Below are 22470 nucleotides of genomic sequence, written 5' to 3'. Positions count from 1 at the left end.
GCCGATGATCACACTGTTGCGCTGCGCACGCCGCTGCACGTGCCGTCGGTCTGCGCAACTACCATCGGTGCGTCCGGCACGACATCCGAGGCCACCACCGCGCCAACCCGATCCGGGAGCACTGCAGCACCGTGAGCACCCCTGCAACCGACCACACCCGCCCCGTCGTCCTGCTCGCCGAGAAACTGGCGCCGTCCGCCGTCGCGATGCTCGGTGACGATGTCGAGATCCGGCACGTCGATGGAACCGACCGCCCGGCGCTGCTCGCGGCCGTCGCCGATGCCGACGCCCTGCTGGTCCGCTCCGCCACCAAGGTCGATGCGGAGGCGCTCGCCGCCGCCACCCGGCTCAAGGTCGTTGCGCGCGCGGGCGTCGGGCTCGACAACGTCGACGTCGCGGCCGCAACCGCCCGTGGCGTGATGGTCGTCAACGCCCCGACCTCGAATATCGTCTCGGCCGCCGAGCACGCCGTCGCGCTGCTGCTCGCGGTGGCCCGGCACGTCCCGGCCGCCGATGCGAGCCTGCGCCAAGGGCAGTGGAAGCGCAGTTTCTACACCGGTGTCGAGCTGAACGGCAAGACCGTCGGGGTGGTGGGTCTCGGCAAGATCGGTCAACTGGTGGCGCAGCGGCTCGCGGTGTTCGGCGTCGAGCTGATCGCCTACGACCCCTATGTCGCGCCGGCCCGCGCGGCCCAGCTCGGCATCGAGCTGGTCGAGCTGGAGGCCCTGCTCCGGCGCGCCGACGTGATCTCCATCCACCTGCCGAAGACCCCGGAGACGCTGGGGCTGATCGGCAAGGACCAGCTCGCGATCACCAAGCCCGGCGTGCTGATCGTCAACGCCGCCCGCGGGGGGCTGATCGACGAGGAGGCGCTGGCCGAGGCGGTCCGCAGCGGGCACGTCGGCGGCGCGGGCATCGACGTGTACCTCAAGGAACCCACCACCTCCAGCCCGCTGTTCGAGCTGGAGAACGTCGTCGTCACCCCGCACCTGGGCGCCTCGACCGACGAGGCCCAGGACCGCGCGGGCACCGATGTCGCGCGCTCGGTGAAGCTGGCCCTGGCCGGCGACTTCGTCCCGGACGCCGTGAACGTGCAGGTCGACGGCGTGGTCGGGGAGGAGGTCCGGCCCTGGCTGCCGCTGGTGCAGAAGCTGGGCACCGTGCTGTACGCGGTCGCGGGCAGGCTGCCGAGCTCGGTGGCCGTCGATGTCGCGGGTGAGTTGGCCGCCGAGGATGTCTCGGTGCTGTCCCTGGCCGCGCTGCGTGGGGTGTTCACCAACGTCGTCGAGGACCAGGTCACGTTCGTCAACGTGCCCAACCTCGCCGCGGAGCGCGGGGTCGGCGTTGAGCTCACCACGACCCCGGAGAGCGAGACCCACCGCAGCGTCGTGCAGCTGCGGGGCGCGATGCCCGACGGTGAGTCGATCACGGTGTCGGGCACGCTGACCGGCCGCGCCCAGGTCGAGAAGCTGGTCGAGGTCAATGGCCGCCACTTCGACCTGCGGGCCGAGGGCGAGGTCATCCTGCTCGAGTACGCCGACCGTCCCGGCGTGATGGGCCGGGTCGGCTCGCTGCTCGGCGAGGCCGCGGTGAACATCGAGGCCGCGCAGATCAGCCAGACCACCGACGGCCGCGACGCGATCATGCTGCTGCGCGTCGACCGCCCGGTGAACCCGGTGGTCCTGGAGCCGATCGGCGCCTCGGTGAGCGCCAAGACCACCCGGTTGATCTCCTTCGACTGACCCGGGGGCGGGCACCTCGCTCGATCAGGTGGGCGGCGGTGCCCCCGCGCCTGCCCCGGACGAGGCCGGGCGGGCCGGCTCGGTGGGGGTGGCCGGGTGGCGGGCATGCTCGTGTGCCTCGCCGCGGCGCTGATGGTCGGCGGCCGTGCGGGCGGCCGGACGGCCCGCTGACGCGCTGCTCGGGTTCGCCATCGCGCCCTGGGCCGACCTGCCCGATATCGGCAGCGTCACCCAGCCGAGCGTCGAGATCGACGTGGACGGCGACGGCCGTCCCGACTCCCTGACGGTGGCGACCAAGCCCCCGACACCGATGTGCTCCTCGTCCGGACCCACGACCTGCACCGGCCGGTGCCGGGCGGGTTCGCCGAGATCGAGGCCCAGCCCGTCGGCGGGTTCGGCGCCGATACCGACACGAACGTCTTCGACACCGACGTCTGGGTGCTGCCGGTGCGGCTGGCCGCGCTCGGGATCGATCCGGCGGCGAGGTCGGCTCCGCTGCGGTTCCAGATGTCGGTGTTCGCGACTACGGCCCGCCCGCAGGGCGGTCGTCGTCGATGCTCCGAGTCGGACCACCCCCGAACCCGCCGCCGCAGGGGACAGGCGCAGAATCAACCCGCTCGGGGCGTGTCGCGACCGAGGTGACGGGCCACGACAGCCCCGCGGGCCCCTTTCACCACCCCGGGTGGCCCCGAAGGGGTGGACGACGACAACGCGGCGGCGGCGCAGCCGGTACGGTGCGGCGACGCCACATCATGAGAGGACTCCCACACATGCGCCTTGCGGTCATTCCCGGCGACGGCATCGGGCCGGAGGTCATCGACGAGGCACTGAAGGTGCTCGCCGAGGTTGCCGCGGGCGTGCAGACGACAACCTACGACCTCGGTGCCGCACGCTGGCATTCCACCGGCGAGCTGCTGCCGGAGTCGGTGCTCACCGAGCTCGCCGGGCACGACGCGATCCTGCTCGGCGCGGTCGGTGACCCGTCGGTGCCCAGCGGCATCCTGGAGCGCGGGCTGCTGCTACGGCTGCGTTTCGAGCTCGACCACCACGTGAACCTGCGCCCCGCGCGGCTCTACCCGGGAGTGCGCAGCCCGCTGTCCGGCAATCCCGAGATCGACATGGTGGTGGTGCGGGAAGGCACCGAGGGCCCGTACGTCGGCACGGGCGGCCTGCTGCGCAAGGACACCCCGCACGAGATCGCCACCGAGGTCAGCACGAACACCGCGTTCGGCGTCGAGCGCGTGGTGCGCGACGCGTTCGCCCGCGCCCAGCGGCGCCCGCGCAAGCATCTGACCCTGGTGCACAAGACCAACGTGCTGACCTTCGCCGGGGCGCTGTGGTCCCGGATCGTCGAGGAGGTCTCACTGGAACACCCTGAGGTCTCCGTCGCCTACCAGCACGTCGATGCCGCGACCATCCACATGGTCACCGACCCCGGCCGCTACGACGTGATCGTCACCGACAACCTGTTCGGCGACATCCTCACCGACCTCGCCGCCGCCGTCACCGGTGGTATCGGGCTTGCCGCCAGCGGAAACCTCGATGTCAGCGGGCGCAACCCGAGCATGTTCGAGCCGGTGCACGGCAGCGCCCCGGACATCGCAGGGCAGGGCATCGCCGACCCGACGGCGGCGGTGCTGTCGGTTGCGCTGCTGCTCGACCACCTCGGCAACGCCGAGGCCGCGCGCCGGATCGAGGCCGCGGTGGCGTTCGACCTGGCCACCCGCGATCACGGCGTCACCGGGCACACCCGCTCGATCGGGGACCGGCTCGCGGCGCTGGTGAGCCGGCAGGCGACCCCGACGAACTGACCGCCCCAGCCGCCCTACGCCGCATTATGGAGTCATGACGCGTTCCCGGGAGTGGGCCCAGCCGCATTATGGAGCCATAGTGCAGCCCAACTCTCCCCGCGAAGCGATGCCGAGCTTGCGATAGCAGGCCGAAAGGTGAACCTCGACGGTCTTCGCGGTGACGAACAGCGCCTGCGCGATCTCCCGGTTGCTCAGACCATCGGCGGCCAGCCGCGCCACCCGCCGTTCGCTGGGGGACAGCGCCTCCACTCCGGTGCGGTGCGGGCGGCGCGGGCGCGCCCCCGCCGCGAGCAGCTCCTCGGTCGCCCGGGCGGAGAGGACGGTCGCCGCGCAGCGGTGCGCGATATCGAGCCCGGCGCGCAGCGGCTCCCGCGCATCGGCCCGATGGCCGGACCGGCGCAGCGCGGCCCCGAACTCGACGAGGGCGTGTGCGTGCTCGAGCCGCGCCGCGGTGCCCGCGAGGACGTCGACGGCCTCGCGCAGCGCGTCGAGACTGCCGTCGACCAGCCCCGCGGTGCGCAGGGCGACGCCCGTCGCGACGGGTGCGGCGTAGCGGCGGGCAGCGGCCAGCGCGCTGTCGGCGAGCTCGCGGGCCTGCTCGAGGCGGCCCAGCCGGTGGTAGGCGAGCGCGGCGTCGGTCTCCCACGGGATGAGCCCTGGATGCGTCCAGTCGCGCGTGGCCAGTCTGCGCCCGGCCGCGAGCAGGTGCTCGAGCGCCTCGGCGGGGCGGTCCTGCGCCATCCGCAGCCTGCCGGCCCCGAGGAGCAGATGGACGTGGTTGCGGCCGGCCTCGAGCGCGCACAGTTCCTGCTCGGCCGTCGCCAGCTGTCCGCGCGCGACCAGGACGGGAAGCAGGAAGCCCAGCACCAGCGGCCGGGGGTAGACGACGCCGAACTCGCAGATCATGTCCTGGGCCAGCCGGGCGTCGGCCTCGGCGTCGAGCAGCGCACCGCGGCGGAAGCCCATGTCCGCCCGCGAGGCGAGCGCGGCACCCAGCTCGATGTGCGCGACCCGCTCCCGGGCGTCGGCGACCGCGGCGTCGGCCACCCGGAACGCCGCGTCGAGCTCCCCGGCCGCCGCGAGCACCGGGGCAGCCAGGTAGAGCACGCCGGTGGTGAAGGGGCCGGCCTCGATCCGGCCGAGGCCGGCCAGCGCCCGCTCGGCCTGCGCGACCGCCTCGGCGGAGCGGCCCGGCCGCTGCAACGTCTCCATGGCCGACACCGCGAGCAGGATGCAGCCCGCGGTGGAGTCCGGCCGGGCCCGCGGGGCCAGCAGGCGTAGCCGGTCGAGCGCCGCGGCGCGCGTCTCCGGGCGGGAGCGGGCAAGTCCGACGAACTCGGCCTCCAACAGCAACCGCAACCCGGGGTCCACGCCGGGCTCGGCGTCGGCCTCGGTCACCGCCCGCTGCAGCACCGCCAGCGCCCGCGGCAGCTCCCAGGCCGTCTCCAGCCCGCGGGCCAGCCGCAGCGCCACCCGGGCGCGCGTGTCCGGCTCGGCGGTGAGCGCGAGGGCCTCCTCGAGCCGGGACAGTCCCTGGGCCGGGCCGAGGTGGGTCTGGGCCGAGCCCAGCTCGAAGAGCACCTCGGCGCGCAGCCGCGGGGACGGCGGCTCGGCCAGCGCCCGTTCCAGATAGCTGACGGCCGCCTGCGGGGCGCCCTTGCCCAGCGCGGCGTCCGCGGCTGCGCGCAGCCGCTCCACGACCCAGTCGTCACGCAGCGGCTCGACGAGCATCACGTGCGCGGCGACGGCCTCGGGCGGCGCGGCGTCGGCAGCCAGCTCCCGGGCGGCGGCGCGGTGGGCGGCGTGCCGTTCCCCGGCCGGCATGTGCTCGACGACAGCCTGGGCGAGCAGCGGATGGGCAAACCGCAGCGGGGGATCGGCGACCAGCAGCTCGACCGCGGTGAGCTGGTCGACCGCGGTGGCGGCGTGGTCCGGGTGCAGCCGGGCCACGGCGGCGACGTGCCGCAGGGTCGCGCCGGGACCGAGCAGCGCGAGCGCGCGGGCGGCCGCCGCGGCGGGCGGCGGCAGATGCCGCAGCCGCGGCAGCACGAACGTCGCGACGATGGCGGGCGCCCGGTCGCGGACCGCTGCGGTCGTGGCCTCGACGGGTGCGACGCCCGCCGCATGCAGCGACCGCAGCAGCGCGCCGAGCAGCAGCGGGTTGCCCGCGGCGACGTCGTGGCAGACCTCGGTGAAGGCGGGTTCGGGCTCGCCGAGCACGGTGCGGACCAGCTGCTCGGTGGCGGCGAGGCTGAGTGGGCCGGGATGCAGCGTGGTGGTCAGCGGGTCGGCCGCCAGCTCTTGCAGCAGGTCGGATCCGGCGCCGGGCTCGGCCGGGCGGGTGGCGAGCGCGAGCAGCAGCGGCAGCGCGGCGGCGCGGCGCAACAGGTAGGCCAGCGCCCGCAGCGACGCCGCGTCGGCCCAGTGCAGGTCATCGGCCGCCAGTAGCAGCGGCCGCTCCTCGGCCAGCGCGGCGACCAGCCAGTGCAGGCCGTGCAACGTCGCCGCGGTATCGGTGGAAACCCCCGCCGTCGGGCCGTCGAGCACCGGCGCGGCCCAGCGCGCGGCACCTTCGAGCAGCCGGGCCCGCCGGTCGGGGTCCGACCGGGACAGCGCCGGTTCGAGCAGCATCCGCACGACCCCGAACGCGAAGTCGCGCTCCAGCGGCCCGGCCCGCGCCGTCAGCACGCGCATCCCATGCTCGGCCGCCCTCGCCGCGGCGAGGTCCAGCAGCCGGGTCTTGCCGATCCCCGCGGCGCCCTCCACCAGCAGCGCACCCCCGCGACCGGCCATGGCCGCGGCGATCACGGCGTCGAGGGCGCGCAGCTCGGCGTCTCGCTCGAGGAGCGGGTGCTCGGTGGCGACGCTTCGGGTCATCGGCTCCAAAACCTAGGGAGTATCCCCGGCGCGCGGCGGGTGCGTCCAGGAATTGGCTGGTGGCCCAGCCACCGAGGAGGTCGCGATGACCATGCAGCCCATCCCCGAGCTCGACCTGCCGACGTTCCTGCTCGCCGGGTCCGCCAGGCACGGCGGGCGCCCCGCGTTCGTCGACGGCCGCACCGGCCGCGCGGTCCGCTACGACGAGCTCGCCCCGGCCGCCGGGCGCATCGCGGCCGGGCTGGCCGCGCGCGGGTTCCGGAAGGGGGACGTGCTGGCCGTGCTGGCGCCGAACGTCCCGGAGTGGCCGCTCGCGCTGCTCGGCGCGCTGACCGCGGGCGGCGCGGTGAACGGGATCAACCCGCTGTGGACCACCGGCGAGATCGCGGCGCAGCTCACCGACTCGGGCGCGCGCTTCGTCCTCACGGTGCCGCCGTTCCTCGACCGCGCCCGGGAGGCCGCGGGCGACGCCCGGATCGTGCTCGCCGGTGGGGAGGCACCGGGCACCATCCCGTTCGCGGCGCTGCTCGCCGAGACCGCGCCGCTCCGGCCCGTCGCGATCTCGCCTGCCGACACCGCGCTGCTGCCGTACTCGTCGGGCACCACCGGGCTGCCCAAGGGGGTGCGCCTGACCCACCGCAACATCGTCGCGAACGTGCTTCAGGGCGAGGCCTGGACGGCCGCCACCCCGCACGACGTCGTGCTCGCCGCGCTCCCGTACTTCCACGCCGCGGGGAGCTTCTCCGGGATCTTCCTGGCGCTGCACGGCGGGGCGACGGTGGTGACCCAGCCGCGGTTCGACCTCGAGGAGTGCCTGGCCCTGATCCAGGAGCACCGGGGGACGATCCTGCCCGCGGCGCCGCCGATCGTGCTCGCGCTGGCCCGCCATCCGGCCGTCGATCGCTACGACCTCTCGTCGCTGGAGCTCGTCGTATCCGGATCGGCGCCGCTGCCCGCCGCGGTGCAACGCGACTGCGCCGCTCGGCTCGGCAGGCGGGTGGTGCAGGCCTACGGGATGACCGAGACCAGCACCCTGATCGCGATGGGCCGGCGCGACCCGGCCGCCCCGCACGCCGACGGCAGCGTCGGCGAACCGGTGCCGGGCACCGAGATCCGGCTGGTCGACCCGCACAGTGGGGCCGAGGCGGCCGAGGTCGGCGAGCTGTGGGTGCGCGGCCCGCAGGTGATGGCCGGTTATCTGCGCGACGAGGCGGCGACCGCCGAAATGATCGACGCCGACGGCTGGCTGCGGACCGGCGACCTCGCCACGCTGTCGGCGACCGGCGAGATCGTCATCCTCGACCGGGTCAAGGAGCTGATCAAGGTCGGCGGGTTCCAGGTGCCGCCCGCCGAGCTGGAGGCGCTGCTCGTGACGCACCCCGCGGTCGCCGACGCGGCGGTCCTCGGCAGGCCCGACCCGGATCGCGGGGAGGTGCCGGTCGCGTTCGTGGCGCCCCGCGGCGAACTCGATCCGGACGCGGTGGCGGCGTTTGTCGCCGAGCGGGTGGCCGGCTACAAGCGGATCGCCGAGGTGCGCATCGTCGACGTGGTCCCGCGGTCGCCGGCGGGCAAGATCCTGCGGCGCGCACTGCGCCATGCGGTGGCTGCGCCCGCCTGATCGCGCCGGTCCTCGACCGATCCGTCAGACGACCGCCTCGGCGGGCCCGTTGAGGATGGTCACCCCGGCTCCCGCGAAATTCGGCAGATCCGCGACGGCGGCCTTGCCCTCCGGCCCGTTCAGCGCGGCCCCGAATGCCTCCGCCGAGTCGAAGGTGAGGACGGCGATGAGGTGGTAGGGCGGCGGGTTGCCGTCCGCGTCGGGCCCGGGGCGGTTGACCAGGAAGCTGCGCAGCCCGGGCAGCTTCGCGGCCAGCGGGGTGTGCACCTCGTCGTAGTACCGGTCGAACGCGGCCGGGTCCTCGGGACGGTTGTAGAGCGCGGTGAGCTGGTGGGGCACCGGGTACCTCCAGACCGGACGGTCGGCGGACCACGGTGTCCGCCGACTCACCGCCCATCCTGGTTGGCCGACCCGGCCCGCAACACCCCCAAAGGGCTGCCTCGCGCAGATTCCGGGGGCGGTGCGGCGTCGCCGTGGCACCCGTGCAAGACTTGAGAGGTGCGCTACCTCAGCGTGATCATCATTCGCCAGCGCGTCGGCTGACCAGCACCACGGCCGACGCGCAGACCTCTCGCACCCCGCGGGGGGTCTTTTTTGTTGCCCCGAAACCTCACGACCAGGAGAGACACCCGATGTCCCGCACCCAGCCCGCCGGCACCCCGCTCGGCGACGCGTTCCACGTCTATGACACGACGCTGCGCGACGGGGCCCAGCGCGAGGGCATCAGCTACTCCGTCGCCGACAAGCTCGCCGTCGCACACCACCTCGACGCGCTGGGCGTCGGCTTCATCGAGGGCGGCTGGCCGGGTGCGCTGCCCAAGGACACCGAGTTCTTCGCCCGCGCCGCGGCTGGTGAGCTGACACTGCGGCATGCCGTGCTGGTCGCCTTCGGCTCCACCCGCCGCGCCGGGCTGACGGCCGCCGAGGATCCGCAGGTCCGCGCACTGCTCGAGGCCCAGGCACCCGTGGTCACGCTGGTCGCCAAGTCCGACCGGCGGCACATCGAGCGGGCGTTGCGCACCGACGTCGCGGAGAACTGCGCGATGGTCGCCGACACGGTGGCGTTCCTGCGCGCCGAGGGCAGGCGGGTGTTCCTCGACGCCGAGCACTTCTTCGACGGCTACCGATTCGACCCGGACACCGCGTTGCGCGTCCTCGAGGCTGCGATGACGGCCGGTGCGGATGTCGTGGTGCTCTGCGACACCAACGGCGGGATGCTGCCGCTCTCCATCGCCGAGGTGGTGGCCGAGGTGGCACAGCGCACCGGCTTCCGGCTGGGCATCCACTGCCAGGACGACACCGGCTGCGCGGTCGCCAACAGCGTGACCGCGGTGCAGGCCGGGGTGACACACGTGCAGTGCACCGCCAACGGCTACGGCGAGCGGGCCGGCAACGCCGACCTGTTCGCCGTCCTCGGGAACCTGGTGACCAAGCTGGACATGCCGGTCCTACCGGACGGTGCGTTCGGCGAGCTGACCCGCACCTCGCACGCGTTGGCGGAGATCGCCAACATCGCCCCCGACACCCACCAGGCCTATGTCGGGGCGTCGGCGTTCGCCCACAAGGCGGGGCTGCACGCGAGTGCGATCAAGGTGGACCCGGAGTTGTACAACCACATGGACCCCGAGGTTGTCGGCAACGGGCAGCGGGTGCTGGTCACCGAGATGGCCGGCCGGGCCAGCGTCGAGCTCAAGGGCACCGAGCTCGGCCTGGACCTGGCCGGCCACCCCGACGCGGTCTCCTCGGTCGTGGCCACGGTGAAGCAGCGCGAGGCGCAGGGCTGGACGTTCGAGGCCGCCGACGCGTCGCTGGAGCTGCTGATGCGCTCCGCGATGGGCGAGCAGGACGCCGTGCCGTTCACGCTGGAGTCCTATCGGGCGATCATCGAGCACCGGGCCGACGGCGTGGTGATGAGCGAGGCGACGGTGAAGCTGATCGTCGACGGTGAGCGGCTGATCGCCACCCGGGAGGGCAACGGCCCGGTCAACGCCCTGGACGCGGCGCTGCGGGCGGCGCTCACCCCGTCGCGGCCGTGGCTGGAGGACGTGGAGCTCTCCGACTTCAAGGTGCGGCTGCTCGCCCCGGGCGGGTCGGGGGCCGGGCACGGCACCGACGCCGTCACCCGGGTGCTGGTGGAGTCGAGCGACCAGGCGGGCTCCTGGACGACGATCGGGGTGCACGGCAACGTCGTCGAGGCGTCGTGGCTGGCCCTGGTCGACGCGCTGGCCTACGCGGCGTTGCGGCTGCGCGGCGCCGCGGCTGCGGCGCCGGTGAGCGCCGAGTAGCCCCGGAGCGGTGCTCGGTGTGCACGGAGCCCTGCCCCGGCTACAGCGCCCCGGCCGCGAGGAACGCCCCGAGCACGGCGACACCGACGAACAACCAGGCGACGTAGTCGCCGACGTGCCCGGAGTGCAGCGCGCGCACGCCGCGCAGCACCGGTGCCACGGGACGCGCCGCCGCCCGCAGCGTCGCGGGCAGCCGGTCGTGGTGCAGCGCGGCCAGTGCGAACGCGAGCGCCATGGCCGAGGACAGCAGGCTCAGCGCGACCCCGGAGAGCGTCCATCCGCTCGGTGCCGTCGGTGCCGGCAGCGGCGCGGGGGCGCCGAGCGTCCGCGCCACGTACCCGGCTCCGTCGGTGAACCGGCTCGCGGCCGCATGGAACGCCTCGGACACCCCGGGGACGACACCGAGCGCGAGGGCACCCAGCAGCAGCACCACGATCGGGACGAGCATCGTCAGCGGCACCCGTTGCAGCAGGCCGGAGACCTCGGCCTCCTCGTCGGTCCCGCTGGTTTCCTCCGTCCCGGGCGGGGACGCCTCCGGGGCGCGCCCCGTACCGCGGTAGATCCGCAGCGCGGCCCGGATGACCGCGCCCCCGGTCGCCGCGGAGACCAGCACGAACACCGCGACGGCCCACCATCCCCCCGCCGTGGCGACCGCCTCCTCGGCGACCGCCTTGCCCATGCCGAGCCCGAACGGCGGCAGGCCCGCCAGCGCGAGCCCGGCCAGCGGCATGAGCCACGGCAGCAGCACGGCATGGCGGCCGCGCCCGTGCAGGTCGATCTCGTCGACGCTGCCGTACCGGTTGAGGATCACCCCGGACATCAGGAACAGCGCCGACTTGATGCCGGCGTGGCCCGCCACGTAGAGCGCCCCGCCCTCGGTCCCCGCCGCATCCAGGGTGCCGAACGCCAGCAGGAACAACCCGACGTGTGCGATCGTCGAGTAGGCGAGCAGCCGCTTGAGGTGCCGCTGGGCGAAGCACATGACCGCGCCGACGACCGCGGTCACCGCACCGAACACGAGGAACAGACACTGGACGCCGGGCGCCGGCAGCACCGGGGCGAACACCACGTGGTACACGCGGAAGGTGCCGTAGACCCCGAGCGCGACCATGATTCCGGAGAACAGCAGACACACCGGCGTGGGCGCGACGGCCTCGGCATCCGCGGTCCAGAAGTGGAACGGCACCATCGCCGCCTTCACCAGCCAGCCGGTCAGGACCAGCACGAATGCCGTGACGAGCAGGGCCTCCGGCGGGTTGCCCCGCAGCGCGACCGCCAGCTGGGCGAGCCCGAGTTCGCCGGTGCGGGCGTAGAGGATGCCGATCCCGCAGAGCGTGAGGTAGGCGCCGAGCGAGTTCACGACGCCGAAGGAGAGCGCCCCGTGCACCGACGTCGGGTCCTCGATCTTGAACCCGGTCAGGGCGTAGGCGACCGCGCCCATCAGCTCGAAGAACACGAACATGTTGAACAGGTCGCCGGTCAGTACGAAGCCGGTCATCCCGGCCAGGAACAGCAGCATCAGCGCGTGCAGGTGTGCTTCGGCCGAGTCGAAGTAGCGCCAGCTGAAGACCAGGGCGCACAGCATCAGGATGGCCGCGATCAGCGCGGCACCCACCCCGAGCGGGTCCGCGACGAGCGCGATGCCGACGGTGGTGCCGTCGACGGGTGTCCAGCCGCCCGCCCAGGTGACGACCCGGCCGTCGCGGGCGGCCATAAGCAGCAGGACGTCGATGCCGGCGACGGCGGCGGCGGTCGTGGTGGCGAGCCCGTCGACGGCCCACCGGGGCAGCCGCCGGCCCAGCGCGAGCAGCAGGCACGCGACGATGATCGGGACGGTGAACGCCAGCGGGGCGAGATGCGTGGCGGCGGGGTCGGCCGAGGGCACCATCTCAGCCCTTCAGCGACGACAGATGGTCGGGGTCCAGCGTGCCGTGCCGCTTGGCGATCTGGATGACCAGCGCGAGCAGCAGCGCGGTGACGGTCGCGGACACCACGATGTCGGTGAGCGTCATCGCCTGCACGACCGGGTCGACCACGTTCTCGCTCGGCGGGGTGGTGCTGCCGAACACCGGTGCGGTCGCTCCCCGCTGGTAGCCCACGGCGATCAGCAAGACGTAGGTGCCCGACTGCGCGACCGACAGGCACACCACCGTGTGGACGAGATCGCGGCTGCGCACGATCCCCAGCGAGCCGACGAGCAGCAGCCAGCCCGCGACGAGGTAGACGTAGAGGGTCACGACACCGCCTCCCGCTGCACCCGCAGAGCCTGTTCGAGGAACTTCGCCAGCAGCACGATCACCCCGGACGCGACCTCCACCCCGACGGCGATGTTGAACACCGGGACCGTCCCCGCGGACAGCAGCTCGCCGAACGTCCCGAACGGGAGGATGTTGCCGAGGAACGCCCCGGCGGCGATGATCCCGGCGATCCCCAGCGCGGCGAACGCGGCCGCGCCCAGGGCCTCACCGGAGTCGAAGACGGGCAGCGGCCGGACGCGGTCCAGGGCCCGGTAGTGACCCGTGAGGTAGAGCAGGTGCACGGCGGTGCCCAGCAGCACCCCGCCCTGGAAACCGCCGCCGGGGGTCAGGTGCCCGTGCACCACGACGTCGATGCCGACGAGCAGCGTGACCGGCAGCAGCAGGTAGCCGGTGAGCTTGGTGGCCTCCAGTACGCGGCCGCCCTCGGGCACGGTGGTGTTCTCCCGTTCCTCCTTGGACGGCCGCAGCAGCGCCGCGGCGCCCGCGACCGAGCCGAGCAGGATGGTCTCCTCGACGAGCGTGTCGAGCCCCCGCTGGTCGAAGGTGACCGAGCCGACGACGTTCGCCGTGGCATGCGCGACGGCGGCCGCGACGGCGCGGTCGCGGTAGGGATGAAAGGGACTGCCGAACGGGGGCAGGTCGAGGAAGGCGACGACGAGCAGCGCGGCCACGCCGGCGGCCGCGACGAGGAACAGCACCAGGCGGGCGGGCCGGCTCATCGGTGTCGCCTGATCCGGCGCAGCGTGAGCATCACCATGAGCGGCACCACCGCGGCACCCACCCCGATCTGGGCGAGTGCGACGTCGGGGGCCTGCAGGAGGAGGAACAGCACCGACAGCGTCAACCCGAACACCGACAGCGTCACCGCCTGGCGTACCGGGTCGCCGGTGAACACGACCGCGGTGGCGGTGATCGCGACCATGGCCAGCGCGACGGCGATCGCGGCGGTCATTCCGGGGACTCCGGCGGGATCAGGCCCTCGCGCTGCGCGGCCAGCCGCCCGGTGGCGGCCTCCAGCACCGGCCCGGACAGCGCGAGCAGGAACACGGTGAATCCGACCAGCGCGGTGGTCAGGCTCCAGCCGTTCGCGACGGCGATCGCGGCGCCGATCAGCGGCCCGCCCAACGAGCTGACAGGGGAGAGGAAGTGCATCCGGTTGTAGGCCGACCGCATGGCGAGCGCGCCGACCGCCGAGGCGACGGTGACCAGCACCCCGGCGGCCAGCAGCACGTTCTCGACGACGGTCATGGCCGTGAGCTCAGCAGCCGGGTGAACACCAGCGTGCCGGCGAACGACGCCAGCACCAGCGCCAGCGGCACGATGAGATACGACGACTGGCCCGCGGCCTGGGAGAGCAGCAGCAGGATGAGCACCGTCACCGCTCCGCCGAGTTCGAGCCCGACCAGCCGGTGGACCGGGTCCCGGCGCGCGCCGAGCCAGAGCGCGGGGCCGAGCCCGCCGACCAGCAGCGCCACGGCACCGGCCAGCCAGGGGTTCACGAGCGCACCACCTCGTCCATCCGCGGCGGACCGCCGACCAGCGAATGCGCCACCAGCTGGTCGGCGTCCGGGTCGGCGTCCACGACGAAGGTGCCGGGGGTGATCGAGACGACGATCGTGGCGAGGGCCCTGCGCGTCGCGTCGCCCGGTGGGGTGTCCGGCAGCGGGATCGTGCGCAGCTGCCCGCGGCCCTGACCCCCGGCGGGCCCGCGCAGCGGGAGGACGAGCACCCGGCAGGTGTCGGCCACGACCGCCACGGGCAGCAGGACCAGCCAGCGCAGCCAGCGCAGGCGTACCCGCCAGCGGCCGTCCACCACGTGCCTGCCGACGGTCGCCGCCACCGCGCAGGGCAGCGCGGCGGCGCCCGCGACCGCCAGCTCGGGTGGTGACACGGTGGAGAGCGTCAGCAGCCACACCCCGACCAGCACGGCCCACCACACGAGTACCTCGATGATCCGCCCCACGCGCGCGAGTACCCCGCCGCGTCGGGGGCTACGCTCCGGTGGGCGCCGGGTACCTCCACAGCGTTACTCAGCGCTCACGGGGGACGCAGGCCCACGCGGGCGCGTGTTCGGGCAGCGGGCCGATGGCGACCATCCGGGCGGTGAGACCCTGCAGGATCGGCCACCGCCGCAGCAGCCGCAGCGGTGCGGGCAGCCTTGCGGCCTGGCGCGGAGCACTCGCGGCCTGCTCCGGATCCCGGTTCAGCACGGCCCGGTGGGCCAGCCGCTGGCCGGTCTGGATCAGCACGGTGGGCCACCACCGGCGCAGCTGCACCCGGCGCAGGGCGGCGCGGGTGACCCGGCCGTCGCGGCGCAGGGCGGGCGCGAGCAGCCGGGCGGCGGCGACGGCGTCGGCCACGGCCAGGTTGATCCCCACACCCCCGACCGGGGACATCGCGTGCGCCGCGTCCCCGATGAGTAGCAGCCCGTCGTCGTACCAGCGGCGCAGCCGCTCCAGCCGGACGTCGAGCAGCTTGACGTCGTCCCAGCTGCGCAGGGTCTCGACCCGGTCGGCGAGCCAGGGCAGCAGGCCCACGAGCCGGGCCCGGAAGGCGGGCAGCCCGGCCCGCCGGATCCGGACGTCGGAGCCCTTCCGGATGAGGTAGCCGCACTGCCAGTAGTCGCCGCGGTCGATCAGCACCGCGAAGTGGCCCGGCGAGACCCGCCCGAGGCCACCGGCCGGGTCGGTGTCGTGGCGAGGCAGCCGGAACCACCAGATGTCCATCGGTACGCCGAACGAGCGCGGACGCAGCCCCGCGGCGGCGCGGGCCGCGGAACCCCGCCCGTCGCAGGCGACGGTCAGCGCGGCGCGCAGCTCGTGCCGTTCACCGGTGACCCGGTCGGTGTAGCGGACCCCGCCGACCGCGCCGCCGTCGCGGCGCAGCCCGGTGACCTCGGCGTTGCGCTGCAGGGTGAAGGTCGGCTCGGCCTCGGCGGCGTCGGCGAGCAGATCGAGGAAGTCCCATTGTGGAACCAGCGCGATGTGCTGGTGGGCGCCCGGTAGCCGGGAAAGGTCGGCCACCTGCGCGGTGGTCCAGTCCAGCTGGACCTGCGCCCGCTCCAGCCGGCGCTGCGGCAGCGCGGCGAACCGCTCGCCGAGACCGAGCTCGTCGAGCAGGGTCAGGGTGGAGGCGTGCACGGTGTCGCCGCGGAAGTCGCGCAGGAAGTCGGCGTGCTTCTCCAGGACGGTGACCTCGACGCCCGCCCTGGCGAGCAGCAGGCCCAACACCATCCCGGCCGGTCCGCCGCCCACGACAGCGACCGTCGTCCGCGCGGTATTCCTCATGCGTTGAACTGTAGGCCGGGCGAGACCCGGGGGCCAGCCCGAAGCGCCGAACAGTGACCCGGCACGATGGAGCCCGTGAGCACTCCTTCGCAGGTCCGGGTGCGATTCTGCCCGTCGCCCACCGGTACGCCGCACGTCGGGCTCGTCCGCACGGCGCTGTTCAACTGGGCACACGCCCGACACCACGGCGGCGCGTTCGTCTTCCGGATCGAGGACACCGACGCCACCCGCGACACCGCCGAGTCGTACGAGGCGATCCTGGACGCGCTGCGCTGGCTCGGGCTCGACTGGGACGAGGGTCCCGAGATCGGCGGGCCGCACGCGTCGTACCGGCAGAGCGAGCGCGGCGCGCTGTACGCCGATGCGCTGCGCAGGCTGGTCGAGGCGGGAGAGGCCTACGAGTCCTACTCGACCGCCCAGGAGATCGAGGCCCGGCACCGCGCGGCCGGTCGCGACCCGAAGCTCGGCTACGACAACGCCGACCGCGACCTCACCGCCGAGCAGAAGGCCGCGTTCCGCGCCGAGGGCCGCGCGCCGGTCTACCGGCTGCGGATGCCCGACCGCGACATCAGCTTCACCGATCTCATCCGCGGCGAGGTGAGCTTCCGCGCGGGCTCGGTGCCCGACTTCGTGCTCGCCCGCGGCGACGGCACCCCGCTCTACCCGCTGACCAACCCCCTCGACGACGCCCTGATGGAGATCACCCACGTGCTGCGCGGCGAGGACCTGCTCTCCTCGACGCCGCGGCAGATCGCGCTGTTCGAGGCGTTCGTCAGAGTCGGCATCGGCAGTGGCCCTCCCGTCTACGCGCACCTGCCGCTCGTGACCGGTGAGGGAAATCGCAAACTCTCCAAGCGGGATCCGCAGTCGAACCTGTTCCTGTACCGCGAGCGCGGATTCATCCCCGAGGGTCTGCTCAACTACCTGGCCCTGCTCGGGTGGGCGATCGCGGAGGATCGCGACGTGTTCACCCTCGAGGAGATGGTGGCGGCGTTCGACATTTCCCGCGTTTCCTCCAACGCCGCTCGATTCGATCTGAAGAAGGCCGAGGCGATCAATTCCGCGCACCTGAGGCGACTGCCCGTCGACGAGTTCGCCCGGCGGGTCGAGCCGTTCCTGCGCTCGGAGGGTGTGATCATCGGCACTCCCGCCGAGGAACAGCGGGCGCTGCTCGCCGCGGCGGCCCCGCTGGTCCAGGAGCGCAGCGTGGTCCTCTCCGACGCCGCGCGGATGCTGCGTTTCCTTTTCGTCGACGAGGCGGACTTCGCCCCCGACGCCGACGCGGCCGAGAAGAACCTCGGCGCCGACGCCGCCCCGATTCTCGGCGCGGCCCTGACCAGCCTGGATGCGTTGGAGAGCTGGTCGAGCGCGGCTATCGAGGCGGCCCTGAAGGCCTCGCTGGTCGACGGGCTGGGGCTCAAGCCGCGCAAGGCGTTCGCGCCGGTGCGGGTCGCCGTGAGCGGCCGGACGGTCTCCCCGCCGCTGTACGAGTCGATGGAACTGCTCGGCCGGGATCGGTCGCTGCGCAGGCTGAGGGCCGGTTTGGAGCGCGCTGGCGGGGTCCGCTAGAGTGGCTCGCGCAGGACACGGACACCGGTTCTCAACTCGCGAGCTGGGCCCGGTGAACGTGATCCATTGGGGTATGGTGTAATTGGCAGCACGACTGATTCTGGTTCAGTTAGTCTAGGTTCGAGTCCTGGTACCCCAGCGGAAACGCCATAAACGTTTCCCGGGGCCCCGTCGTCTAGCGGCCTAGGACGCCGCCCTCTCAAGGCGGTAGCGCGGGTTCAAATCCCGTCGGGGCTACCACGGAGGTCCTCGTTCCGGAGATCCGGAACGAGGACCTTCTTTGTTCCGCGCCCGCCGCGGCAGCCCCGGGTGCGCGCCTCACGTCCGAGATCACGAAGCCGCTCGCGGGTATGGCCGGCATCCTCGATCGGCTGATCCGAAGATCCTGCTCGTCCACCCCGGAGAGCCGCCGCTGCCGCTTGGCGACGATCTGCGGCTGGAACGAGCCGTTCCGGTCCCGGGGGACGTCGATCTCGACCGGGCCGACCTCGGTCCACGCGGTCTTGGTGCGGTGGCCGTTGCGGGAGTCCCCGCCGTCCCGGCCGGCCGGGACGTGCCGGTCGTAGCCGAGATGGTCGGTGATCTCGCCTTCCAGCGCGGACTCCACCAGCCGCTTGGTCAGCTGGGCGAGCAGACCGCCCTCGCCGGTCAGCGCCAGTCCGTTCTCCCGCGCTCGCCCGGCCAGCCGGGCGATCAGCTGCTCGTCCACCGCGTCCAGGACGTCCGGCACCGGGGCCGTCGACGCCGACGGCTCGTCCCCAGCACCAGCGTCGAGGTCGACAAGCGGCTCAGGCATCAGGTCAGTCATCGGGTCCACACTCCTTGATCGGAGTTACACCGATGTTCTTACAGTCCCTTCCCGGTTGGCCGGGCTGCGCCGGCGGGCGGGCTGGCTCGAGTCGGGTGCCCGGCGCCGCCCGAACGGGCGGCGCCGAGGGGCCTCAATCTCCGGTCGAGGGCGCGGGCGACCCGGATGGCGGCGGGCTCGTCGGCGGGTTGGTGGTGGTCGGTGGCTTGGTGGTGGTCGGTGGCTTGGTGGTGGTGGTCGGCGGCGGCGCGGTGGTCGTCGCCGGCGGGGGCACGACGGGCGGGGGCTGCTCGGTGACCGGGGGAGCGGTTCGCGGGGCCTGCGTCGGCCGTTGGGGGTCCTGGACGGGCTGGTTCAGGGCCGAGGGGGGCGGCTCGTCGACGATCGACGTGGGGGTGGGGGCCGAGGGCTCGAAGCGGGTGTTGGCCTTGCTCGTCGGGCTGCCGTGCGGCCAGAACAGCATCGCGCCGACGACGGCCAGCGCCGCCAGCACCCCGCCCGCGCCGACCAGCAACACCGGCTTGCGCCGCTCGCCGGGATCCTCGGCGTAGTCGTGCTCGGCGTAGCCATGGTGCGGTTCGTCGGGCAGGTGGGCGGCGACGCCATATCCGCCGGTCGTCGCGGGGAGCTCATCGGTGCGGGGCTTGGGGCCGGCGCCCGCGAGCGGCGCGGCCGCGGCCGCGAGTCCGCCCTTCGGCGGCGGGGGTGGGGGCATCGGGGCGGATCGGGGGCCAGGCGCCGGGGCGGCCGGAAACCCGCCCGTCGCGACCTGGGTCTGTTCGCCGGTGGCGCCGGCGTCCGCCTGCGGCGGCGCCAGTGCGAGCACCGCGCCCTTGGCGATGGCGTTCTTCGGGTCGGCGTCCACCGCGACCGGCCGGCCCACCTGCTCGGACACCAACTGGGCCACCAGCGGAACCCGCGAGGACCCGCCCACCAGCAACACCGCCGACAGCTGCTCCGGGGTCAACCCCGCCGAGCCCACCGCCCGGCGCAGCGCCGCCACCGTCTCCTCCACCCGCTCCCGGATCAACCCCTCGAACTCGCTGCGATGCAACCGCACCGCCGACTGCTGCCCCGGCAACAACACCGGAATCGACACCTCGGTATCCGCCGAGAGCGCCTCCTTGGCCTCGGTGCACTCCCGCCGCACCCGCGCCACCGCCCCCAACACCGCCGGATCCGCCTCGTCCAACCCCTCGAACACCCCCGGACACCCGGCCAGCACGTGCTCGAACACCGCCTGGTCGAAATCCACCCCGCCCAGCCGCTCGATCCCCTCCGGCCGCCCCAACAGCCCGAACGCCCCGTCGGCCTTGCGCACCACCGCCGCGTCGAAGGTCCCCCCACCCAGGTCATACACCGCGATCGTCGAGCCCGGCTCGACCCGCTCGGCGCCGGCGTAGTGCAGCGCCGCGGCCTGCGGCTCGGCCAAAAACGTCACCGCCAGCCCCTGCCCGGCCAGCGCCCCGGCCAGCAGCTCCCGCTTGTGCGCCCCCCACGCCGCCGGATGGGTCACCGCGATCCGCGCCGCCGGCCCACCCTCCCGCTCGGCCACCCGATCGGTCACCCAGCGCACCAACCGCGCCGAGAGCTCCTCGGCCGCCCACGCCCGCCCGGCCACCACCACCGGGGTGGGATCCCCCACCCGCCGCTTGAACTCCCGCACCACCCGGTCCGGATCGGTCACCGCCCGCCGCTCGGCCGCCTCCCCCACCACCACCGACCCATCCCCGGCCATGAACAGCACCGACGGGACGTCGACGGACCGGGCACCGAGGTTGACCATCTCGGCATCGGTGGCCCGTCCGTCGAGGCGGCTGATCGCCGCCGCGGTACGCGTGGTCCCGACATCGATACCGAGGAGGTAGGTCATCATCGTCCATTTCGTCTGGATGCAGGTCCGCGCTCTGCGAGGTTCATCGGCCGCAGCGAAGGTCACGTTAGCGTTGCGGTGCCCGAATTCCGGGACGGGGCTGGCGGGTCAGCCGGATTTGAGCCGTTGGTGCAGGGCCTCCGCGGCGGCGAGGAGATCGGTGGCCCAGCGGGCCCCGGGGCGCCGGCCGATCCGGTCGATGGGCCCGGACACGGAGACGGCGGCCACGACGTTCCCGGCGCCGTCGTGGACCGGAGCGGACACGCTCGCGACGCCCGACTCGCGTTCGGCGACGCTCTGCGCCCAGCCACGGCGGCGGACGTCGAGCAGCACCCGTTCGGTGAAGATCGCCTCGGCGAGCACGGCGCGCTGGGTGGCGGGGTCGGACCAGGCGGCGAGGACCTTGGCGCCGGAGCCTGCCGACATCGGCAGCCGGGTGCCGACGGGAACGGTGTCGCGCAGGCCGCTGGCAGGCTCGGCGGCGGCGACGCAGATCCGGTGGATGCCATCGCGCCGGTAGAGCTGCACACTCGCCCCGGTGAGATCGCGCAGCCGCGGGAGCACGGACGCGGCGGCCTCGAGCAGGGGGTCGCCGTGACCGCTGGCCAGCTCGGCGAGCGTCGGGCCGGGGCGCCATCGGCCGTCGGCGCCGCGGTGCAGCAGCCCGTGCACCTCCAGCCCGACGGCGAGGCGATGGGCGGTGGCCCTGGGCATCCCGGTGCGCTCGCACAGCTCGGACAGACCACACGGCTCGGCGGCCACGGCCCGCAGGACCCCCACGGCCTTGTCGAGCACCCCGATGCCGCTAGACTGTCTCATGCCTCGATACTAACTTCCCAATATATGGGAAATCCATACCATTCCCACGCGGGGCCGCATATCGAACAGGAGGCAGCGCCGTGACGAACCACGGGGCGGGACGCACGCTGGCCGAGAAGGTCTGGGACCAGCACCTGGTCCGCAAGGCGGAGGGGTCGGAGCCCGACCTGCTCTACATCGACCTGCATCTGGTGCACGAGGTCACGAGCCCGCAGGCCTTCGACGGCCTGCGGCTGGCCGGCCGGACGGTGCGTAGGCCCGACCTCACCCTGGCCACCGAGGACCACAACGTCCCGACCCTCGACGTGCTGGCGCCGATCGCGGACCCCGTCTCGCGCACACAGGTGGAGACGCTGCGGCGCAACTGCGCGGAGTTCGGCGTCCCGCTCTACCCGATGAACCACGCCGAGCAGGGCATCGTGCACGTAGTCGGCCCGCAGTTGGGGCTCACCCAGCCCGGCCTGACCGTCGTCTGCGGGGACAGCCACACCTCCACCCACGGTGCGTTCGGCGCGCTGGCATTCGGCATCGGCACCTCCGAGGTGGAGCACGTGCTGGCCACGCAGACGTTGCCGCTCAATCGGTTCAAGACGATGGCGATCAACGTCAACAGCTCCGACGGGACGCTGCGGCCGGGCGTCACGAGCAAGGACGTCGTGCTGGCCATGATCGCGCAGATCGGCACCGGCGGCGGTCAGGGCTACGTCCTGGAGTACCGGGGCAACGTCATCGAGAACCTCTCGATGGAGGCCCGGATGACGATCTGCAACATGTCGATCGAAGCGGGCGCCCGGGCGGGCATGATCGCCCCGGACGACACCACCTTCGCCTACCTGAAGGGCCGCGACCACGCCCCGTCGGGGGCGGCGTGGGACGAGGCCGTCGCCGCGTGGCGCGGGCTGCGCACCGACGACGAGGCGGTGTTCGACGCCGAGATCCACATCGACGCCGATGCACTCACCCCGTTCGTCACCTGGGGCACCAACCCCGGCCAGGGCCTGCCGCTGAGCGAGAACGTGCCGGACCCCGCGCGGATCATCGACGAGAACGAGCGGGTCGCCGCCGAGAAGGCGCTCACCTACATGGGGCTGCAGGCCGGTACCCCGCTGCGGAAGATCACCGTCGACACCGTGTTCGTCGGCTCCTGCACCAACGGCCGGATCGAGGATCTGCGTGCCGCCGCGAAGATCCTCGATGGACACAAGGTCGCCGACGGGGTCCGGATGCTCGTCGTCCCCGGGTCGATGCGGGTGCGTGCGCAGGCCGAACAGGAGGGTCTGGACAAGGTCTTCACCGCTGCCGGGGCCGAATGGCGATCCGCGGGATGCTCGATGTGTCTGGGCATGAACCCCGACCAGCTGGCGCCCGGTGAGCGCAGCGCATCCACATCGAACCGGAACTTCGAGGGCCGGCAGGGCAAGGGCGGACGGACCCATCTCGTCTCCCCGCTGGTGGCCGCGGCGACCGCCGTCCGCGGCACGCTGTCCTCCCCCGAAGACCTGCGCTGACCTGCCCGTGAGTGC

The 22470-nt window shown here is 73.5% G+C and carries 20 protein-coding genes, 2 tRNA genes and 1 pseudogene; 9 read left to right on the top strand and 14 right to left on the bottom strand.

Annotated elements, in window-relative coordinates:
* The first annotated feature begins 131 nt into the window (after window positions 1-131).
* On the top strand, window positions 132-1742 hold the full coding sequence (serA, locus tag G567_RS0118890; protein WP_028931213.1) for a phosphoglycerate dehydrogenase: 1611 nt from the start codon (window positions 132-134) through the stop codon (window positions 1740-1742).
* A gap of 24 nt (window positions 1743-1766) precedes the next feature.
* Here serA and G567_RS0118885 read toward each other — a convergent pair whose 3' ends face one another.
* Window positions 1767-1973 carry a hypothetical protein gene (locus tag G567_RS0118885; RefSeq protein WP_147201131.1) on the bottom strand — a complete coding sequence of 69 codons (207 nt, stop codon included), beginning with the start codon at window positions 1971-1973 and terminating at the stop codon, window positions 1767-1769.
* Window positions 1974-2054: 81 nt separating this feature from the next.
* Between G567_RS0118885 and G567_RS0118880 the strand changes: the two genes are divergently transcribed.
* Entirely contained in the window at window positions 2055-2384 is a 330-nt protein-coding gene (locus tag G567_RS0118880; protein WP_028931211.1) for a hypothetical protein, read from the top strand.
* 128 nt (window positions 2385-2512) lie between these two features.
* Window positions 2513-3553, top strand: a complete 1041-nt coding sequence (locus G567_RS0118875; protein ID WP_028931210.1) for a 3-isopropylmalate dehydrogenase — start codon at window positions 2513-2515, stop codon at window positions 3551-3553.
* A 66-nt stretch (window positions 3554-3619) separates the two neighbouring features.
* On the opposite strand, the gene G567_RS32285 is transcribed toward G567_RS0118875, so the two are convergent.
* Window positions 3620-6430: a helix-turn-helix transcriptional regulator gene (locus tag G567_RS32285; RefSeq protein WP_028931209.1), complete on the bottom strand. Its 2811-nt coding sequence runs from the start codon at window positions 6428-6430 to the stop codon at window positions 3620-3622.
* A gap of 85 nt (window positions 6431-6515) precedes the next feature.
* On the opposite strand from G567_RS32285, the gene G567_RS0118865 reads away from it, so the two are divergent.
* Window positions 6516-8048, top strand: coding sequence for an AMP-binding protein (locus tag G567_RS0118865; RefSeq protein ID WP_028931208.1), 1533 nt, complete (start codon window positions 6516-6518; stop codon window positions 8046-8048).
* 24 nt (window positions 8049-8072) lie between these two features.
* Here the strand turns inward: G567_RS0118865 and G567_RS0118860 are convergent, their stop codons facing one another.
* Entirely contained in the window at window positions 8073-8387 is a 315-nt protein-coding gene (locus tag G567_RS0118860) for an EthD family reductase (protein WP_028931207.1), read from the bottom strand.
* A gap of 293 nt (window positions 8388-8680) precedes the next feature.
* On the opposite strand from G567_RS0118860, the gene cimA reads away from it, so the two are divergent.
* Window positions 8681-10333: a citramalate synthase gene (gene cimA / locus G567_RS0118855; protein WP_028931206.1), complete on the top strand. Its 1653-nt coding sequence runs from the start codon at window positions 8681-8683 to the stop codon at window positions 10331-10333.
* Window positions 10334-10373: 40 nt separating this feature from the next.
* Here the strand turns inward: cimA and G567_RS0118850 are convergent, their stop codons facing one another.
* The 8 genes from G567_RS0118850 to G567_RS0118815 all read right to left on the bottom strand — a co-directional run bounded on the left by G567_RS0118850 (window position 10374) and on the right by G567_RS0118815 (window position 15878).
* Window positions 10374-12221: a complex I subunit 5 family protein gene (locus G567_RS0118850; protein ID WP_037057675.1), complete on the bottom strand. Its 1848-nt coding sequence runs from the start codon at window positions 12219-12221 to the stop codon at window positions 10374-10376.
* Between the two features lies 1 nt (window position 12222).
* On the bottom strand, window positions 12223-12570 hold the full coding sequence (locus G567_RS0118845; RefSeq protein ID WP_028931204.1) for a sodium:proton antiporter: 348 nt from the start codon (window positions 12568-12570) through the stop codon (window positions 12223-12225).
* On the bottom strand, window positions 12567-13310 hold the full coding sequence (locus tag G567_RS0118840) for an MnhB domain-containing protein (protein WP_028931203.1): 744 nt from the start codon (window positions 13308-13310) through the stop codon (window positions 12567-12569). The genes G567_RS0118845 and G567_RS0118840 overlap by 4 nt, the downstream gene beginning before the upstream one ends.
* Window positions 13307-13543, bottom strand: coding sequence for a Na(+)/H(+) antiporter subunit B (locus tag G567_RS0118835; protein ID WP_028931202.1), 237 nt, complete (start codon window positions 13541-13543; stop codon window positions 13307-13309). Before G567_RS0118835 ends, G567_RS0118840 begins: the two co-directional genes overlap by 4 nt.
* Window positions 13540-13839, bottom strand: coding sequence for a monovalent cation/H(+) antiporter subunit G (locus G567_RS29850; RefSeq protein ID WP_037057674.1), 300 nt, complete (start codon window positions 13837-13839; stop codon window positions 13540-13542). The genes G567_RS0118835 and G567_RS29850 overlap by 4 nt, the downstream gene beginning before the upstream one ends.
* Window positions 13836-14090, bottom strand: a complete 255-nt coding sequence (locus G567_RS0118825; RefSeq protein WP_028931201.1) for a monovalent cation/H+ antiporter complex subunit F — start codon at window positions 14088-14090, stop codon at window positions 13836-13838. Before G567_RS0118825 ends, G567_RS29850 begins: the two co-directional genes overlap by 4 nt.
* A complete protein-coding gene (locus tag G567_RS29845) occupies window positions 14087-14554 on the bottom strand; it encodes a Na+/H+ antiporter subunit E (protein ID WP_037057673.1) in 468 nt (155 codons plus the stop codon). The genes G567_RS0118825 and G567_RS29845 overlap by 4 nt, the downstream gene beginning before the upstream one ends.
* 67 nt (window positions 14555-14621) lie before the next feature.
* Window positions 14622-15878 (bottom strand): FAD-dependent oxidoreductase, encoded by a 1257-nt coding sequence (locus tag G567_RS0118815; protein ID WP_028931200.1) that lies wholly within the window; start codon window positions 15876-15878, stop codon window positions 14622-14624.
* A gap of 66 nt (window positions 15879-15944) precedes the next feature.
* On the opposite strand from G567_RS0118815, the gene gltX reads away from it, so the two are divergent.
* From gltX to G567_RS0118800, 3 genes are all read left to right on the top strand, one after another.
* The gene (gene gltX / locus G567_RS0118810; RefSeq protein ID WP_028931199.1) at window positions 15945-17447 is read left to right on the top strand and encodes a glutamate--tRNA ligase; all 1503 of its coding nucleotides are present in this window, start codon (window positions 15945-15947) and stop codon (window positions 17445-17447) included.
* Between the two features lie 67 nt (window positions 17448-17514).
* A tRNA-Gln gene (locus tag G567_RS0118805) sits at window positions 17515-17586 on the top strand.
* 25 nt (window positions 17587-17611) lie between these two features.
* A tRNA-Glu gene (locus G567_RS0118800) sits at window positions 17612-17687 on the top strand.
* A 130-nt stretch (window positions 17688-17817) separates the two neighbouring features.
* On the opposite strand, the pseudogene G567_RS36315 reads toward G567_RS0118800, so the two are convergent.
* The 3 genes and pseudogenes from G567_RS36315 to G567_RS0118780 form a co-directional block, all read right to left on the bottom strand.
* A pseudogene (locus G567_RS36315) lies at window positions 17818-18255 on the bottom strand (transposase); the annotation flags it as partial.
* 133 nt (window positions 18256-18388) lie between these two features.
* Window positions 18389-20131, bottom strand: coding sequence for an Hsp70 family protein (locus tag G567_RS29835; RefSeq protein ID WP_245585701.1), 1743 nt, complete (start codon window positions 20129-20131; stop codon window positions 18389-18391).
* Window positions 20132-20236: 105 nt separating this feature from the next.
* Window positions 20237-20947, bottom strand: coding sequence for an IclR family transcriptional regulator (locus G567_RS0118780; protein ID WP_028931196.1), 711 nt, complete (start codon window positions 20945-20947; stop codon window positions 20237-20239).
* Between the two features lie 80 nt (window positions 20948-21027).
* On the opposite strand from G567_RS0118780, the gene leuC reads away from it, so the two are divergent.
* Entirely contained in the window at window positions 21028-22455 is a 1428-nt protein-coding gene (leuC, locus tag G567_RS0118775; RefSeq protein WP_028931195.1) for a 3-isopropylmalate dehydratase large subunit, read from the top strand.
* Window positions 22456-22470 lie beyond the last annotated feature (15 nt).

Source organism: Pseudonocardia asaccharolytica DSM 44247 = NBRC 16224, assembly GCF_000423625.1.
Taxonomy (GTDB): domain Bacteria; phylum Actinomycetota; class Actinomycetes; order Mycobacteriales; family Pseudonocardiaceae; genus Pseudonocardia; species Pseudonocardia asaccharolytica.
The sequence above is the reverse complement of the archived record's forward strand: the minus strand, read 5'-3'. Positions and strand labels throughout refer to the sequence as shown.